Source organism: Ureibacillus manganicus DSM 26584 (assembly GCF_000772945.1).
GTDB classification, from domain to species: Bacteria; Bacillota; Bacilli; order Bacillales_A; family Planococcaceae; genus Ureibacillus; species Ureibacillus manganicus.
The window spans coordinates 182,041-200,607 of the sequence record NZ_JPVN01000004.1 but is presented as its reverse complement, the minus strand read 5'-3'; the positions used below and the strand labels follow the sequence as shown (position 1 = coordinate 200,607).

Sequence of the window (18,567 nt, the reverse complement as noted above, 5' to 3'; positions counted from 1 at the left end):
AATTAGGTAGTTATACAAGGAGTGGAAAAATGGCTGAAGAAAATATAATAGAAGAAAATATCATAACGGATCCAGGTGCTTTTGCTAGAATGACAGAAAAAATGTGGAATTATTTTACGAGTGAAGAATTGTGGGATTTTATCATAAATGCTTCCTTTAAAATTATTTCAATTTTACTGATTTCTTATTTAGTTATTTTTATCGGTAAACGAATTATAAAAAGAATCTTTTCATTACGTGTAAAAACACCAATTAATTATAGTGAGCGAAGGCAGAAAACAATCATTAAATTATTACAAAGTGTCCTATCCTATGTCGTTTACTTCACTGCAATTATTGCAATACTCTCTGCACTAAATATTGAAGTAATGGGGTTACTGGCAGGAGCAGGGATTGCAGGTTTAGCGATTGGGTTTGGTGCACAAAGTTTGGTGAAAGATGTTATTACAGGCTTCTTTATCATTTTGGAAGACCAATTTGGTGTTGGTGATTATATTCGTTTAAATACGTCAAGTTCTGCTGAAGGAACAGTTGTAGAAATTGGACTTAGAACGACCAAAATTTTAGGCACAACTGGCGAGCAATTTATAATTCCAAATGGTCAAATTACGGATGTCATTAACTTCTCTATTAATAACTCAAAAGCAATCATTGATATGCAAGTTGGGCTAGAAGCTGATATTGAAAAAGTTGAAAAACTGGTTAAAGAGTATTTACAAACACTACCGAAACAATTTGAAGAATTAGTAAGTGTCCCATCATTTTTAGGTGTTCAAAGCGTAGTTGGAACAGAAGTAACAGTTCGTATAATTGCTGAAACAAAACCATTACAGCACTATGCGATTGCACGTGTAATTCGTCGAGATGTCAAAGATATTTTAGATAAAAATGGAATCCCTATGGCATATCCTAAAATGATGCTATATGATCGAGGAAGAGGGAATTCAGAGTTAGGAGGAGAGAATGCATAATGGAAGCAAAATCATTCGATTTACATGATGTTGTAGAAATGAAAAAACAACATCCTTGTGGTACAAATGCTTGGAAAATCATCCGTATGGGTGCCGATATTCGTATCAAGTGTGAAGGATGTGGTCATAGTGTCCTCATTCCTCGCCGAGAATTTGAGAAAAAAATGAAAAAAATCAAAGTCAAAGCTAATTCAGAACAATAAGCAAAAGATCACAAGTTTAAACGAATTAGACATTTTCAATACTTATCAATATAATAGACACTGGTTAAAAACGTATGAAATAAGTTGTAATATTAGAAAGGTCGTGTCAATTAAATGTCACTTACAGCAGGAATTGTAGGTCTACCCAATGTTGGAAAGTCTACATTATTTAATGCAATAACAAAAGCTGGAGCTTTAGCTGCAAACTACCCATTCGCTACAATCGATCCTAACGTAGGAGTTGTAGAAGTACCAGATGCACGTTTAGATAAACTAACTGAACTGGTTGTACCAAAGAAAACAGTACCAACAGGTTTTGAATTTACTGATATTGCTGGGATAGTAAAAGGTGCTTCAAAAGGTGAAGGGTTAGGAAACAAATTCCTTTCGCATATCCGTGAAGTTGATGCGATCTGTCAGGTTGTACGTTGTTTTGAAGATGAGAATATTACGCATGTTTCAGGTACAGTTAATCCTATAGATGATATTGAAGTAATTAATTTAGAATTAATTCTAGCTGACATGGAATCAGTTGAAAAACGCCTTCAACGTGTAAGCAAAATGGCGAAACAAAAAGATAAAGAAGCTTTAGTGGAAGAACCGATTCTTGTTAAAATTAAAGAAGCGTTAGAAAATGAAAAACCAGCTCGTTCTGTTGAATTAACCGACGATGAATTAAAAGTAGTTAAAGGTTTACATTTACTAACAATTAAGCCGATGCTTTACGTAGCAAACGTTTCTGAAGAAGAAGTTGCAGATACTGAAAATAATAAATATGTACAACAAGTAAAAGAATACGCAGACGCAGAAGGTGCACGTGTTATTACAATTTGTGCAAAAATTGAAGAAGAAATTTCTGAATTAGATAATGACGAAAAAGCAATGTTCTTAACAGAGCTTGGCATTGAAGAATCAGGGTTAGATCAACTAATCCGTGCTTCTTACGACTTATTAGGTTTAGCAACATATTTTACAGCAGGTGTACAAGAAGTACGTGCATGGACTTTCCGAAAAGGCATGAAAGCACCACAATGTGCAGGGATAATTCATTCTGACTTCGAGCGTGGATTTATCCGTGCAGAAACGGTATCATATGATGATTTAGTGGAAGCTGGTTCAATGACTGCAGCTAAAGAAGCTGGAAAAGTAAGATTAGAAGGAAAAGAATATATTGTTCAAGACGGAGATATTATGTTATTCCGTTTTAACGTTTAAAATGTTTAGAACAAACTGCTATCATATTGGTAGCAGTTTTTTTTAGGAATGAAATGATAAAAGGGGATGGGGAAATTGTTTACGGTTGATGAAATTAGAAAAATTAAAAGCCTATCAAGACCAATGGAGGAGTCAAAAACGATTCTACCTGAAATATTAGACATTATATACGAACATAAGTTATTTAAAATTTTCACCCCTAAAGCTTTAGGGGGACTAGAACTTTCACTCATCGATGGTTTAAAAACATTTCAACAAGTTGGTGCTATTGATGGCAATATTGGTTGGGCTGTAACGATAGGTTCAGGTGGTAATATGTTTGTCCCACTATTTGGACGAGAAGTTTGTAAAGAACGATTTATACATAAAGATGCAGTTATTGCTGGTAGTGGAAAGTTTGGCGTTGCAAAAAAAGTTGATGGTGGATATGAAATTTCTGGTCAATGGAAATATTGTAGTGGGGCAGACTATGCAACCTTATTTACAATGAACTGTAAACTAGAGGGAAGCGGTGAGATTGTAACTTGTAGTGTTCCACGTGAAACAGTGGAAATTATCCCAGATTGGAACGCAATTGGATTAAAGGCAACAGCAAGTCATTCGATGAAGGTAGAGAATACATTTGTGAAAGAGGAGGATACTTTCGAGTTTGACTTGTTCAAAAATGAGTATGAATTACCAGTCCATAGATTTCCGTTTACTTCATTTTCGGAATCTTCATTCTTTTCTCTATGTTTAGGGTTAATGGAACAACTTATAACTGAAGCAAATACAGCCCTAAATCAGAAAAGAGAAGGACTAGTAAGTGAACGATATGAATTAGTGAAAGAAATTTTAAATCATATTCAATCACAACTACAACGTGTAGAAGAAAACTTTTATAGTTTAGTAGCTAAGCTATGGGAAAAACATACTAATGGAGAAGTATTACATACAATAGATTTAGAAGAATTAACTACATTTTGTAAGGAACACTCAAGTGAATTAGTATCCATGGCTCTTACACTTATTCGTTACTTCGGAATGGATGCAGTTATTGAAACAACCTCATTAAATCGAGCATGGCGTAATTTATGTACTGCTAGCCAACATGCATTTTTAGCACCGTAAGAATATAAAAACTACTCACTTTTACAAATTAAGTGGGTAGTTTTAGTTTGCATCATATACATAAAGCTTAGGTAATTGAGGATCATCTTTCACCAAACTATTATCTGGGAAGTTTTTCAATTCCTTATACATGTAAAAGTCACCAACTGCGCCAGCTATTAAGAATGCACCAAGAATTACAACTAAATATGAATCTATTGCAAATCCGATAATAGTAGGCAAAACACCTGTCGTCCAAAATGGAAGCATTATAGCTTTTCTCATAATATGATTCTTTAAAGGTTTCGACGTTGTTGCATAAGCAATGCCAAGTTTTAAATTCACCCCGTAGTCTAGTTCCTTAAATTTCACTTTACCAAATAACACAAAGCCGATTAAATGAAAAATTTCATGTAAAGCAATTAATGCAAAATAACTAATAATAAAAACTAAAAAAGTCCAAAAACTAATCGACATTGAAAATCTTTGATGAATTAGGCTATTAATAATAATAAATAAAATCGTTAACCATAAAGTAGCCCAAAGATTTGCTTTAGCTATTTTTTTCATATCTAATTCAATAATTCGAGGGTTTAATGTATCTTTCAAATTTTCCACCTCCATTACTATTATTATAACTGAATTACTTATTGAATGGGATTTGATATTATTTATTGCAAGGTCACTTGTTCTATGATACAATTCGAAGATGTGAGTAACAAGATTATTCACTCCTTGCTCCCTATTGTTGGTGAGCCAAAGTCCATAAGGAGGTGCAAAATAAAGATGAGAAAGTATGAATTAATGTACATCATTCGCCCAAACATTGAAGACGAAGCTAAAAAAGCTGTTGTAGAACGCTTAACTGAAGCATTAACTTCAAATGGTGCAGAAATCATCGAAGCAAAAGAGTGGGGTAAACGCCGCTTAGCTTATGAAATCAACGACTTACGCGAAGGTTACTACCAAATCGTGAAAGTAAACGCTGGTACTGAAGCAATTGATGAGTACACTCGTATCGCTAACATTAGCGAAGACGTTATTCGTCACATCGCTGTTCGCCAAGATGCTTAATAAATTTTAAAATAAACAAAATGCTGAAAAAAGGAGGTTGTATAAGATGATTAACCGTGTCGTATTAGTTGGAAGACTAACGAAAGATCCTGAGCTACGCTATACACCAAGTGGCGTTCCGATGACTCGTTTTACAGTTGCTGTGAACCGAACATTTTCGAGCCAATCAGGTGAACGCGAAGCGGATTTCATTGGCTGCATTGCATGGAGAAAACAAGCTGAAAACTTAGCAAACTTTATGAAAAAAGGAAGTTTGATCGGAGTTGAAGGCCGAATTCAGACAGGAAGCTTTGAAGGTCAAGACGGAAAGCGTGTTTATACAACAGATGTAGTTGCAGATTCAGTACAGTTCTTAGAACCACGTAGTGGAGGTGCCACTCAGCAGCAGTATGGAGCACAGTCATCATATGGCAATCAGCCTGGTTATGGTACAAGCCAACCACAGTATGGTGGCAACCAGCAACAACAGGATCCGTTTGCTTCCTATCAACCGCCTCAAAATCAGCAAAATTATACAAGAATGGATGAGGATCCATTTGCTTCTAGCAAAGGACCGATTGAAGTCTCTGAAGATGACTTACCATTCTAACCACTAGCGTTGGACGAAAATACGCTAGTTAAAAACTTATAAAGGAGGAAAAGTAAATGGCAGCACAACGTCGCGGAGGCCGCAAACGCCGTAAAGTTTGCTACTTCACTTCTAACAACATTACGAACATCGACTATAAAGATGTAGATTTACTTAAAAAGTTCATCTCTGAACGTGGGAAAATTCTTCCACGTCGCGTAACTGGTACAAGTGCAAAATACCAACGTAAATTAACTACAGCTATTAAACGTTCTCGTATTATGGCACTTCTTCCATTCGTAGCTGAAGACAAATAAGATTTATATAAAGCACAACAAGGGTTTTTAAAACCTTTGTTGTGTTTTTTTATTTGTACAAAGAACAAAGATTTAACATTAACTATTTAATGGAATTTTTATGGTTATAAAGAGATGGTTTGAAGGTCATTTCCTGATTATTATGTTAGGATTTTATCAATTAAGTACCATTGATTTAGAAAAAATGATATGTAACAATTGTTAATGATTAGTAACATTTGTTTGTGTATAAATATTATAAGAAATGGAGCAGGAGTAGTGAAGAAAGGTATTTCATTTAAAAGTTTGCGGATGAAAATGCTATTTGGGTTTTCATTAGTCATATTATTAATTTTAGTATATGGTATTTATAATTATTCATCGGTAGTAAAAAGTAACGAGGAAGCAAGAAATATTATAGAAAAAGAGCTTCCAATTTTAATCGCAAATCAAGAAATGGCAACTACAATTGCGAATCGAATATCAACAGCTCGTGGCTATGTTTTATTCGGTGGTGACTTTAAAGACCGTTTTAATGATTATACTGAAGAGGGTAAACAATTAGAAGCAAATATTAGAGAAATAGGAGCTTCTGAGGAATTTGATGCACTCATTAAAAAGACTATTGAGTGGCGAACATATGTAGCAAGTGATGTTTTTGAGGAGTATGAAAAAGGTAATATTGAATTAGCTAGAGAAAATTTAGCTAAAAAAGATTCGGTGGTTCGAGAACTTTTGGCAGGTTATGATGAATTGGCAGATCAAAGTAGAGATTCGATTAGTGCCGCTGGGACAACAATCATTGAAAATGGTAAAAGTACATTATTTCTAGCAATTGTAGTGCCAATATTAGTGATTCTAATAAGTTTAGCTGCTGCATTCATTACTTCCAATATTATTTCTAAACCGATAATTAAAGTGAAAGAAAGAATGAAGTTGATTGCATCAGGTGATTTAAGCAATGAACCATTAGAAGTAAAATCACAAGACGAAGTAGGTCAATTGGTTGTTGCAACTAATGAAATGAATAATAGTATTCGTGAATTACTAACGGAAATTAACGGTGTCTCAGGATCAATAACAGGGCAAAGTGAAGAACTTACTCAATCTGCAAATGAAGTAAGTACAGGTACAGAGCAAATCGCAGCTACTATGCAAGAGTTAGCCGCTGGTACAGAATCAGAGGCGAAAACGGCTAGTGAACTTGCTTCCCTCATGGGGTCATTTTCAACTTCTGTTATAGAAGCAAATACAATGGGTGAAAACGTTCAGAAGTCTTCAGACGAAGTTATACGTATGACTATCGAAGGCAGTCAATTGATGGAATCATCGAATGATCAAATGGCTAAGATTGACCGAATTGTACAAGACTCTGTTCAAAAGGTACAGGGCTTAGACATAAAATCACAAGAAATATCAAAATTAGTTTCAGTTATTCATGAAATTGCTGATCAGACAAACCTACTAGCTCTAAATGCAGCTATTGAGGCAGCACGAGCAGGTGAGCATGGCAAAAGTTTTGCTGTAGTTGCGGATGAAGTAAGAAAACTTGCTGAACAAGTCTCTAGATCTGTAACTGATATTACTGAAATCGTTACTGGTATACAAAATGAAACAAGTGTAGTAACAGCAGCATTACAAGATGGATATAAGGAAGTCGTACTGGGAACAACCCAAATAGAAAACACTCAAGAAACATTTGCTGGTATTAACGCTAGCATAATGGAGATGGCAAATAGTATATCTACAGTTTCTAAGAATCTTTCAAACATTGCAACAGACAGTGAAAAAATGAATGGTTATATCTCGGAAATCGCTGCTATTTCAGAAGAATCAGCCGCAGGTGTAGAACAAACTTCTGCATCAACTCAACAAATAAGTAGCTCGATGGATGAGGTTTCTAACAGTGCCAATGACCTTTCTCAGTTAGCTGAAAAACTAAATGGTTTAGTCAATAAATTTAAGCTTTAAAAGCATTTCATAACACATGGGGCTCCAATAGGTAGAATATATAACTATTGGCAAGCCCCTTTTGTGTTTAGAAGAATCCATTTAAATTCCTTCTATAATCCAATTCCAATTATACTTTAGTCATAATCCTCACTCTCGCATTTTTGTCCAATAGTTGAAAAAGTGATACAATATACGAATGAGTATATATCTGAACTAGCTAAAAGGAAGGTTTTAAATGCCGAATAATAAAACTAAGGGACTTGCTCAAGGTGCAATGATGATTGCCATATTTGTAGTATTAATTGCTATTGCAATATATGTTCCACTTGTGAGCATTGTTGCAACTTTATTTGCGCCATTGCCACTCGCATGGTATAGCGCCAATTATGAACGAAATCAATCAATCTTAGTCGCAATACTTGGATGTGTCCTAACTTTCTTTATTGGTGGATTGTTAATATTACCGTTTTCTATGATTTTTGCTGCAATTGGCTTTGTTATAGGGATTAATTTAAAGCTTAAGAAAAGCAAAATATTTATCCTTATGTCAACGGGACTTACGGTTTTAATTACTTTTGCAATTGATTATTTGATCACTTTGAAATTGTTTGAAATTGACTTTATTAAAGAATCTATGCAAATGCTACGTACAAGTTACGAACAGTCTTTTAAACTTGCGCAAAATGTTACAGGTCAATCTCCGATAACACAAGAAAATTTAGAGTTACTCTTTTTGACATTAGAAATTACAATACCAGCTGCTGTTACTTTAGCAGCGTTTGCATTGGCATTAGTCATTATTTCGATTAATTTACCAATCTTAAAACGTTTAGGTGTAACGGTTCCAAAATTTAATGCTTTAAAAGATCTAAAATTACCTAAATCAATTCTTTGGTATTACTTAATCGTACTATCGGTTAATATGTTTGTGCGACCTGAAATTGGTTCGACCTTATATGTTATTTGTTTAAATTTATCTATGATTTTATGGGTGTTATTAACGATTCAAGGACTATCATTTATTCTCTATTTCATAGACAAGAAAGTTAAATTAACTAACCTTGTAAAAGTTCTTGTAATCATATTGACAATTCCTTTTTACAACCTTGTTATCTTAATAGGAATAGTGGATTTAGGTTTCAACATTCGCTCACTAGTAAAAGATAAGACACAGAAGTAAGGAGCTGATCTCATGGATACTTATAGGAAAAGACCAATACGACATCCACTTCTGTATTTATCAATTATTGGACTAATTGCAGTGATTTTACTACTCATTTGGAATATTTGGGTTGGTATATCTGTGGCAATAGTAATGGCTGTTGGAATTGCTCATGCATGGAAAGTCGAGAAGCAATCCTATATAAAAATCGAAAAGTATATTGAATCGCTTTCTTATCGATTAAAAAAGGTTGGAGAAGAAGCATTATTAGAAATGCCAATAGGGATTTTACTTATCAATGATAAATATATGATTGAGTGGGCGAATCCTTTTATGCTCAATATACTAAAAGTAGATAGCCTTTTAGGAGAGGAATTATTCGCTCTTTCAGAGGATTTACGACAATTAACAAAGTCTGATGAAAAACATGAATTTGTCGTCACTATTGGAGAACGAAAATATCAGGTGATCTATAAACAGACAGAAAGACTATTATATTTCTTTGACGTAACTGAACAGTTAAAAATTGAAACGAAATATTATGCAGATCGAACTGTAATCGCTATTTTATTTATTGATAATTATGACGAAATTACCCAAGGAATGGACGATCAAAATAGAAGTTTAACAAATACATTGGTTACATCAATTATTAATGAATGGGCAGCTAAATTTGGAATCTATGCTCGAAGAATTTCATCAGATCGGTTTTTAGCTATATTAAACGAATCAATTTTGAAAGAAATTGAAAAAGGTAAATTTGCGATATTAGATGATATTCGTGAAAAAACTTCACAAAAAAACCTCTCACTAACATTAAGTATCGGTGTAGGTGCAGGTTCATCCTCACTTATTAAACTTGGTGAGCTTGCACAGTCAAGCTTGGATCTTGTATTAGGTCGGGGTGGAGACCAAATCGCCATTAAACAACCAGATGGAAAATTGAAATTTTATGGTGGTAAAACGAATCCTGTTGAAAAGCGAACTCGCGTGAGAGCACGTGTAATCTCCCATGCTTTACAAGATTTAATCCAAGAAAGTGACCAAGTGTTTATTATGGGCCATAAGAACCCTGATATGGACTCCATTGGTGCCAGTATGGGTGTTCGAAAAATGGTTGAAAAAAACAAAGTTAAAGGCTATGTGGTTGTAAACTTTGATGAGTTAAATGGAAGTGTAAGTCGCCTATTCCAAGAGATAGAAAAGAGCCCAGAGATTTACGGGAATTTCATCACTCCTGAAGAAGCACAAGCAAAAATGACTGAAAAATCACTGTTAGTTGTGGTTGATACTCATAAGCCAAGCTTAGTTATTAACGAGCAACTACTTGATCTGTGTGATAAAGTTGTCATTATCGATCATCACCGTAGAGGGGAAGATTTCATAGCAAATCCAACCCTTGTTTACATGGAACCTTATGCTTCCTCAACATGCGAACTTGTAACAGAGCTTTTAGAATATCAACCTGAAGTCAATAGAATATCCAAATTAGAAGCAACTGCTTTATTATCTGGAATTATCGTTGATACAAAAAGTTTTACTCTTCGTACTGGTGCAAGAACGTTTGAGGCGGCATCTTACTTACGAACTTATGGCGCCGATACAATTCTAGTCCAAAGATTATTAAAGGAAGATGTAAACACTTATATTGAGCGATCTAAAATTATTCAAACTGTGGAGTTTGTCTATCCAGGAATGGCAATCGCTCATGGTGAAGATAATCGATTCTATGATACTGTGCTCATCGCACAAACAGCAGACATACTATTAGCTATGAAGGACGTATCAGCATCATTTGTTATTGCACATCGTTCGGATGGTTTAATAGGAATTAGCGCTAGATCTCTTGGTGAAATCAATGTTCAATTGATTATGGAGAAACTTGGTGGAGGCGGCCATTTAACTAATGCAGCTTGCCAGATGGAAGTAGAAACAATTTCTGAAGCACGACAATTATTGAAAAAAGCAATAATGGAGATATATGAAGGGAGTAATGAAGAATGAAAGTTGTATTCTTAAAAGACGTTAAAGGAAAAGGGAAAAAAGGCGAAGTTAAAAACGTAGCTGATGGCTATGCACAAAACTTTTTAATTAAAAATGGTTATGCTGTAGAAGCTTCTAAACAAGCATTAAGTCAAATTGAAGGTCAAAAAAAATTAGAAGAAAAAAATGCAGCAGCTGAATTACAAGCAGCAAAAGAGTTAAAAGAAACAATAGAACAACTAACAGTGGAAATTAAAGCGAAGTCTGGTGAAGGTGGACGTTTATTTGGTTCTGTATCAACGAAACAAGTTGCGGACGAGCTTCAAAAAGCACACGGCATTAAAATCGATAAACGTAAGATGGAAAGTGAAGGAATCAGATCTTTAGGTTATACAAATATTCCAGTTAAATTACATCAAGAAGTGAAAGCAACGTTAAAAGTTCACGTAACTGAAGAAGCGTAAGGAGAGAATGGTATGACTAATACCATGATGGATCGGGTCCCACCTCATAATCATGAAGCAGAGCAATCTGTTTTAGGTGCAGTTTTTCTAGATCCAACTGCATTAATTACTGCTTCTGAAATATTATTAGCAGAAGATTTTTATCGTCTTAGCCATCAGAAGATTTTTCAAACGATGCTTGACTTAAGTGATCATGGTAAACCAATTGATGTCGTTACGGTAACAGAAGAATTATCGAGTAAAAAAGAGCTTGAGGATGTGGGGGGGCTTTCCTATCTCACTGAATTAGCTAATGCGGTACCAACTGCGGCAAACGTAGGACATTATGCGAAAATCATAGAAGAAAAATCATTATTACGTCGCTTAATACGAGTAGCAACTAACATCGTTGAAGACGGGTATACAAGAGAAGATGAAGTAGCTGCTCTTTTATCAGAAGCTGAAAAAAAAGTTATGGAAGTTTCCAACCGAAAAAATTCAGGAGACTTCAAACATATTAAAGACGTCCTTGTAAATACGTATGATAATATTGAACAGCTTCAAAATCGAAAAGGGGACGTTACAGGAATTCCAACAGGATTCAAAGATTTAGATAAAATGACTGCTGGATTCCAACGTAACGATTTAATCATTGTTGCTGCACGGCCTTCAGTAGGGAAAACAGCATTCGCCCTGAATATTGCGCAAAACGTAGCTATCAGAGCAAATGAAAATGTAGCAATATTTTCTCTCGAAATGGGAGCTGAACAGTTAGTAATGCGTTTGCTATGTGCGGAAGGGAACATCGATGCACAAGCTTTACGTACAGGTGCTTTAAGCACAGAAGACTGGGGTAAGTTAACGATGGCCATGGGTAGCTTATCAAATTCAGGTATCTTTATCGATGATACACCTGGGGTACGTGTTAGTGAATTAAGAGCGAAATGTCGACGTCTTGCACAGGAGCATGGCCTTGGGATGATTTTAATTGACTACCTACAACTAATCCAAGGAAGTGGGAAACCGGGAGAAAACCGTCAACAAGAGGTTTCTGAAATCTCCCGTTCCTTAAAAGCATTGGCTCGTGAACTTAAAGTACCTGTTATAGCCTTATCACAGTTATCTCGTGGAGTTGAACAAAGACAAGATAAACGCCCGATGATGAGTGACATTCGTGAATCTGGAAGTATTGAGCAAGATGCGGATATCGTTGCCTTCCTATATCGTGATGATTATTATGATAAGGAATCTGAAAACAAAAATATGATTGAAATTATTATCGCAAAGCAACGTAACGGTCCTACAGGGACTGTAACACTAGCATTTAAAAAAGAATTTAATAAGTTTATCAATATCGATTGGTCACAGCATCCAGGCGGGCAACCAAATAGAGAGTAAAAACAAAAGTAATAGAACACGAACATTATTAATCTGTCAGATTAGTAACGTTCGTTTTTTATTGACTACACTAATGATCATTGTTACAATATTTCTGTTTAGTGCAAGATTTAAACGAGTCGAGCAATGATTTGTTTTAAATTGCTCGTTAAAATTGTATAAAGTACGCAATTTGCGACTTTCGGAGGTGCTCATATGACATCAGTAGTAGTTGTTGGAACACAATGGGGAGACGAAGGTAAAGGGAAAATTACAGACTTCCTATCAAAAAAGGCAGATGTAATTGCACGTTTTTCTGGTGGGGATAATGCTGGACATACAATTAAAATTGGTGAAGAAACTTATAAGCTACATTTAATTCCATCAGGTATTTTTTATAAAGAAAAAACTTCAATTATGGGTAACGGAATGGTTATTAATCCAAAGTCACTCGTAAAGGAATTAAAAGGTTTAGAGGAACGTGGAATTGATACTTCAAACTTACAAATTTCAAACCGCGCTCAAGTTATCCTTCCATACCACATTTACCAGGATAAAGTGGATGAGGAATCTCGTGGAGATAAAAAAATTGGTACAACAATTAAAGGCATTGGCCCATGTTATCAAGATAAAATTGCACGTATGGGAATTCGTATTGCAGATTTATTGGATCGTGAAGTATTTGAACAAAAACTTCGTGAGAATTTAGAGTTGAAAAACCGTCTATTTGTAAAGTTTTATGAAGTTGAAGCTTTAAATTTTGACGATATTTTTGAAGAATATTATGGTTACGGTCAAGAAATTGCAAAATACGTGACAGATACCTCGAAAGTATTAAATGACGTACTAGATGAAGGTGGACGTGTATTATTTGAAGGTGCACAAGGAGTAATGTTAGACGTTGACCATGGTACGTATCCATTTGTTACATCATCTAACCCAGTTGCTGGTGGTGTAACTACAGGTACTGGAATAGGTCCTTCCCATGTTTCCCGTGTTGTTGGAGTATCTAAAGCTTATACTTCTCGTGTAGGTGATGGACCATTCCCAACAGAATTATTCGATGAAGTGGGTCACCAAATTCGAGAAGTAGGTCGTGAATATGGTACAACTACTGGTCGTCCCCGTCGTGTAGGTTGGTTTGACTCTGTAGTAGTTCGTCACTCTCGTCGTGTAAGTGGAATTACAGATTTAGCGTTAAACTCAATCGACGTACTTTCTGGCTTAGAAACAGTTAAAATTTGCACAGCTTATGAGTACAATGGTGAGATTATTACTGAATACCCAGCGAGTTTACATGTCTTAGAAGCTTGTAAACCAGTTTACGAAGAATTACCTGGTTGGTCAGAAGACATTACAGGTGTTCGTACACTAGACGAATTACCTGAAAATGCACGTAAATATGTTGAACGTGTTGTAGAACTTACAGGCATTAACTTAATGACTTTCTCTGTAGGACCAGCTCGTGAACAAACTAACGTGGTACAGGAAATTTGGGAATAGGTTATTTTAACTCCTTAGGATATGCATCTTAGGGAGTTTATATTTTAACCACGTTAGTTCTGTGCGAAAGAGCAGCGACAGCAACAAACAAATGTAGTTAACCCTATTTGGGAGTAGTAAATTAATTGCTAATGACTTAAGTATTAGTAATCTTATCTTTCTATGTTCTGCACCGAAAGCTTGCGACAGGTGCAAACTAATGTGGTACAGGAAATTTGGGAATAGGTTATTTTAACTCCTTAGGATATGCATCTTAGGGAGTTTATATTTTAACCACGTTAGTTCTGTGCGAAAGAGCAGCAACAGCAACAAACAAATGTAGTTAACCCTATTTGGGAGTAGTAAATCAATTGCTAATGACTTAAGTATTAGTAATCTTATCTTTCTATGTTCTGCGCCGAACAGGTGCAAACTAACGTGGTACAGGAAATTTGGAAATAGGTTATTTTAGCTCCTTAGGATATATATCCTAAGGAGCTTTTTTACACGTTATTTCTGTGCGAAGTGCAGATATAGTAACAAACAAATGTAGTTAACCCAATCTGGAGTAGCTAATTTAGCTGATTCAAATGACCAAATAGTTACTGAATAAGGGACATTTACCATCATAATTTAATGATGAAATGAATCTATTAGTAGTATAGTGAGAAATCCCTATAATTTAAGTTTGGTAAGAAAGTCATAACTTTTTTTGTCGAATTTTCAAATTAAAGAGGAAATATTACAATTTAAAACGAATTATATTGAGTATTACAAATTTTCAGAATATATAAATCCCCCAAAAGATTAATGAATTTATATCAAAGAAAAATACTCATTAAAAGGAGCAACCCCTTATGAAAAAAACAGTAACAGTCATTTTCTTATCAGTCATCATTATCATAGGAACTGTAACTGCAACAGTGTTATCCTTTGCTGAGGAAACTATAATAGTGGATGCCCAAGAGAATATGATAAATATTGCCCATCGTGGTGCATCAGCATATGCGCCAGAAAACACAATGGCTGCGTTTACAATGAGTGTTGAGATGGGGGCAGATTATATAGAATTCGATGTCCAAATGACGAAAGATGGAATACCGGTAGTTATACATGATCTCACGGTAGATCGAACGACAAATGGATACGGTAGTCTTAATACCTATACTTTGGATAAATTAAAATCTTTAGATGCTGGAAGTTGGTTTAGCAAAGAATTTGCTGGTGAAACAATTCCTACATTGGATGAAGTATTAACGGAATTTGGAGGCAAAATAAGTATTTTAATAGAATTAAAGTTCCCAGAAGTTTACCCAGGCATTGAGGTAAAAGTTGCTAATGCCTTAAAAGAACATAATCTTGTATCTGCAAACAGCAATCAAATTATTATTCAATCTTTTAATCATGAATCTATTAAATTATCAAAAGAATTATTGCCTGATATACCTCATGGCGTACTAGTAAGGAATGATTGGAAAGGTGTATCTGACAGGCAATTAGAAGAATTCGCTACCTACGCAGATTATTTTAATCCCAACTTTAATATGGTGACAGCAGAACTTGTGGAACGTGTTCATTTTAATAATATGACGATGTTTCCTTATACAATAAAAAAACAATCTTTAGCATCTAAACTATATAATCTTGGTGTTGATGGAATTATTACGGATGATCCTGATATCTTAAAGTAATTTATTTTTGAAAAATTAATTAGGGTGACATAATAGGTCATTAGTTAAATTTCGAATATGATAATTTAAAAGAATATGAGCTGTGCAATTCAAAGGTGCAGACTAATGTAGAATTTTTACAGAGTCTAGCACTTTTTCATTTTCAATAAGGTCTGTGATTTTATTTCCTCTTGCTTAACTTAAATCGCCTCGAACAACCTTTACAGTACATAAAACACTCCTTTTATTTATTTCCCTTAAATAAAGCTTAGTTAAAGTTATTCAACTTCGTGTTCCTGCTGATAATCTATCTAAATATAAAGTCCTACTATAATCATTTATACTATCCTTTAGAAAAAGAGAGAGAATTATGTATAAAAACCCAAAAATATGAAAAATAATAAGTAAAAATAAAATTTAATAGTATGTTGCATATTACTCCAACCATTATATTTGTAACAAAAAATATGCAAATAATACATTTACATTACAAAAGGCTCAAACTATACCACTCATTTTAGGATTATGGTACAGTTTAGTAGTGAGAAAATATACATGGTAGAATTAACCTTTTTATATATTTATGGACTTTGGAAGGGGCTTATTTATGAGTTCGAAGTGGAACAAAAAAAGAGACTTTGCAAAGCAAAATACGACTAGTCTTTTACAAAACCATAGGGGCATGATCAAAACCGCAACTGTCACGGCTATATTGTTATCTAGTGTGACATTTAATTTAGCTTTTGCTAAAGGTTCTGAAGACAAGGGTTCCTTAGATAAGATTTATCATATTTATTTAGCGAAAAATTACATCGGTGCTGTTTCAAATGCAGATGCTGTTGAAAATATTATCGAAGAAAAAGAAAAAGAAGCGAAATCAAAATTTAAAGAATACTCTGTGGATGCACAGTCAAGCATTTCTATCATCCCAGAGCAGGTATTTTCATATAAAACGAATGATCAAGAAGTGTTAAATACGTTAAAAGAACAGTTAGTAGCAAAAGCTGATGCATTTGCTTTAAGTGTGAACGGTCAACCTGTCGTTTATCTTAAGGATAGTAGCGACTATGAAAAAACAATTAAATTATTAAAACTTCAATTTGTTACAGAAGAACAACTAACACAATTAGAGTCATACAAACAAAATGGTCAGCCTTTACCTGCTTTAAAAGTTGGTCAAGAGAGAATACTAGATGTGAAAATTGAATCTGTAACTGGAACTGAAACAGAAATTGCGCCAAACAAAATATTAACACCTGAAAAGGCTGTACAATATTTACAAACTGGTACATTAGAAAAAGAATTATATACGGTTCAAGCGGGTGATGTCCTTGGAGCTATTGCTATGAAACATAACTTAAGGACTGCAGAATTGTTAGAACTAAATCCCGATTTAAATGAAAATTCACTCTTACAAATTGGTCAAGAAATAAATGTAACTGTGTTAAAGCCATTAGTCAATGTTCAAGTTGTTCAAGAAAAATTACTAAATGAAAACATAAACTACGAGAAAATCGTAGAAGAAGACTCTACAATGTATAAAGGCGAAACAGTCATTAAACAACAGGGTGCCGATGGGGAAAAGCAAACTTCTTATTTAATTACAGCAGTAAATGGTAAAGTTACTGAAAAATCTGTGACAAAAGAAGTTGTTCTTAAAGAACCTATTAAACAAGTTGTTAGAGTTGGAACGAAAGTAATTTCATCACGCGGAACAGGTGATTTTTCTTGGCCAGCTGTTGGCGGTTATATTTCAAGTAGTATGGGCTCTCGTTGGGGTTCATACCATAGAGGTATAGACATCGCTGGACCATCTAACTACAATATAAAAGCATCAGATAATGGTGTAGTAACAGCTGCAGGTTGGGATGGTTCTTATGGATATCGTATTATTATCAATCATAATAATGGTTATAAAACAATCTATGCACATCTTTCAAAAATCAATGTGAAAGTAGGACAAATTGTACCAAAAGGTTCTGTTATCGGAATTATGGGTTCAACAGGCAACTCTACAGGTACACATTTACATTTTGAAATTCACAAAAATGGGTCAGTGGTAAATCCACTATCATACTTTTAATAACTTTTAGGTTGAGAGACAGTTCGTTAGCTTAGGACTGTCTTTTATTTATTTTATTGCTAACTTTTTTGATCTCATGAAATATACAAAGAGATATATTTCCCAAATGTAATTTAGTGGTGTTAAGATAGATATAAGGAATTGATTCGCTAGTTAGAGGATTATTTCCCAGAAAATAATTCTATATTGTTTGATATAATATTGTAAGTACTTTTAAAAATAGCCATGAGAGATTAAATATTAAGAACTTGAATATATAGATAAAAAGAAGATAAAGGAGAATAAACATGACAAAAACTATTTTAGTTGTAGATGACGAAAAGCCGATTGCTGATATTCTGCAGTTCAACCTAATTAAAGAAGGTTATCAAGTAATCTGTGCCTATGATGGTGATGAAGCTTTACAAAAAGTAGAAGAATCACAACCAGATTTGATGTTATTAGATATTATGCTACCTAAAAGAGATGGTATGGAAGTGTGCCGCGAAATTCGTAAAAAGTACGACTTCCCAATCATTATGTTAACAGCAAAGGGTTCAGAAATTGATAAAGTTCTTGGCCTTGAAATGGGAGCAGATGATTACGTCACAAAACCATTTAGTACTCGTGAACTAATTGCCCGTGTAAAAGCAAACATGCGACGCCTTCAAGTGAATGCGACAGCACAGGATGTAAAAGAAGAGTCAAATGAAATTGAAGTGGGCTCTTTAGTTATTCAGCCAGATGCATATTTAGTATTAAAACGTGGCGATGCAATTGAACTTACACATAGGGAATTTGAATTGATCCATTATTTAGCTAAGCATATAGGCCAAGTGATGACTCGTGAACACTTACTACAAACGGTCTGGGGCTATGACTATTTTGGTGACGTACGAACAGTAGACGTAACTGTCCGTAGGTTACGTGAAAAAATTGAGGATAATCCTAGTCATCCAAACTGGATTGTAACTCGCCGAGGTGTAGGGTATTACTTACGAAATCCTGAGCAGGAGTAA

The 18,567-nt window shown here is 34.6% G+C and carries 17 protein-coding genes; 16 read left to right on the top strand and 1 reads right to left on the bottom strand.

Features of this window, described 5'->3' with window-relative positions; genetic code table 11:
* Window positions 1–29 precede the first annotated feature (29 nt).
* The 4 genes from CD29_RS04750 to CD29_RS04735 all read left to right on the top strand — a co-directional run bounded on the left by CD29_RS04750 (window position 30) and on the right by CD29_RS04735 (window position 3,499).
* On the top strand, window positions 30–971 hold the full coding sequence (locus CD29_RS04750) for a mechanosensitive ion channel family protein (RefSeq protein WP_036183462.1): 942 nt from the start codon (window positions 30–32) through the stop codon (window positions 969–971).
* Window positions 971–1,174, top strand: a complete 204-nt coding sequence (locus tag CD29_RS04745) for a DUF951 domain-containing protein (protein WP_036183461.1) — start codon at window positions 971–973, stop codon at window positions 1,172–1,174. The genes CD29_RS04750 and CD29_RS04745 overlap by 1 nt, the downstream gene beginning before the upstream one ends.
* A gap of 114 nt (window positions 1,175–1,288) precedes the next feature.
* Entirely contained in the window at window positions 1,289–2,389 is a 1,101-nt protein-coding gene (gene ychF, locus CD29_RS04740; protein ID WP_036183459.1) for a redox-regulated ATPase YchF, read from the top strand.
* 75 nt (window positions 2,390–2,464) lie between these two features.
* The gene (locus tag CD29_RS04735; RefSeq protein ID WP_052123998.1) at window positions 2,465–3,499 is read left to right on the top strand and encodes an acyl-CoA dehydrogenase family protein; all 1,035 of its coding nucleotides are present in this window, start codon (window positions 2,465–2,467) and stop codon (window positions 3,497–3,499) included.
* Between the two features lie 42 nt (window positions 3,500–3,541).
* On the opposite strand, the gene CD29_RS04730 is transcribed toward CD29_RS04735, so the two are convergent.
* Window positions 3,542–4,096 (bottom strand): DUF3267 domain-containing protein, encoded by a 555-nt coding sequence (locus CD29_RS04730; RefSeq protein WP_408056600.1) that lies wholly within the window; start codon window positions 4,094–4,096, stop codon window positions 3,542–3,544.
* A gap of 168 nt (window positions 4,097–4,264) precedes the next feature.
* On the opposite strand from CD29_RS04730, the gene rpsF reads away from it, so the two are divergent.
* From rpsF to yycF, 12 genes are all read left to right on the top strand, one after another.
* Window positions 4,265–4,552 (top strand): 30S ribosomal protein S6, encoded by a 288-nt coding sequence (gene rpsF, locus CD29_RS04725; protein WP_036183457.1) that lies wholly within the window; start codon window positions 4,265–4,267, stop codon window positions 4,550–4,552.
* A 46-nt stretch (window positions 4,553–4,598) separates the two neighbouring features.
* Window positions 4,599–5,141 (top strand): single-stranded DNA-binding protein, encoded by a 543-nt coding sequence (gene ssb / locus CD29_RS04720; protein ID WP_036183455.1) that lies wholly within the window; start codon window positions 4,599–4,601, stop codon window positions 5,139–5,141.
* Between the two features lie 56 nt (window positions 5,142–5,197).
* The gene (gene rpsR, locus CD29_RS04715; RefSeq protein WP_036183451.1) at window positions 5,198–5,437 is read left to right on the top strand and encodes a 30S ribosomal protein S18; all 240 of its coding nucleotides are present in this window, start codon (window positions 5,198–5,200) and stop codon (window positions 5,435–5,437) included.
* A 258-nt stretch (window positions 5,438–5,695) separates the two neighbouring features.
* The gene (locus tag CD29_RS04710; protein WP_036183449.1) at window positions 5,696–7,387 is read left to right on the top strand and encodes a methyl-accepting chemotaxis protein; all 1,692 of its coding nucleotides are present in this window, start codon (window positions 5,696–5,698) and stop codon (window positions 7,385–7,387) included.
* A gap of 217 nt (window positions 7,388–7,604) precedes the next feature.
* A complete protein-coding gene (locus CD29_RS04705) occupies window positions 7,605–8,549 on the top strand; it encodes a YybS family protein (protein ID WP_036183447.1) in 945 nt (314 codons plus the stop codon).
* A gap of 12 nt (window positions 8,550–8,561) precedes the next feature.
* Complete coding sequence (locus CD29_RS04700; protein ID WP_036183444.1) at window positions 8,562–10,535, top strand: DHH family phosphoesterase; 1,974 nt, start codon at window positions 8,562–8,564, stop codon at window positions 10,533–10,535.
* The gene (rplI, locus tag CD29_RS04695; protein ID WP_036183441.1) at window positions 10,532–10,978 is read left to right on the top strand and encodes a 50S ribosomal protein L9; all 447 of its coding nucleotides are present in this window, start codon (window positions 10,532–10,534) and stop codon (window positions 10,976–10,978) included. The genes CD29_RS04700 and rplI overlap by 4 nt, the downstream gene beginning before the upstream one ends.
* 12 nt (window positions 10,979–10,990) lie before the next feature.
* The gene (gene dnaB, locus CD29_RS04690; protein ID WP_036183439.1) at window positions 10,991–12,355 is read left to right on the top strand and encodes a replicative DNA helicase; all 1,365 of its coding nucleotides are present in this window, start codon (window positions 10,991–10,993) and stop codon (window positions 12,353–12,355) included.
* A gap of 195 nt (window positions 12,356–12,550) precedes the next feature.
* A complete protein-coding gene (locus CD29_RS04685) occupies window positions 12,551–13,837 on the top strand; it encodes an adenylosuccinate synthase (protein ID WP_036183436.1) in 1,287 nt (428 codons plus the stop codon).
* 836 nt (window positions 13,838–14,673) lie between these two features.
* Window positions 14,674–15,507 carry a glycerophosphodiester phosphodiesterase gene (locus tag CD29_RS04680; protein ID WP_036183434.1) on the top strand — a complete coding sequence of 278 codons (834 nt, stop codon included), beginning with the start codon at window positions 14,674–14,676 and terminating at the stop codon, window positions 15,505–15,507.
* A gap of 586 nt (window positions 15,508–16,093) precedes the next feature.
* Entirely contained in the window at window positions 16,094–17,569 is a 1,476-nt protein-coding gene (locus CD29_RS04675; protein WP_036183431.1) for a M23 family metallopeptidase, read from the top strand.
* 287 nt (window positions 17,570–17,856) lie between these two features.
* Complete coding sequence (gene yycF, locus CD29_RS04670; protein WP_036183429.1) at window positions 17,857–18,567, top strand: response regulator YycF; 711 nt, start codon at window positions 17,857–17,859, stop codon at window positions 18,565–18,567.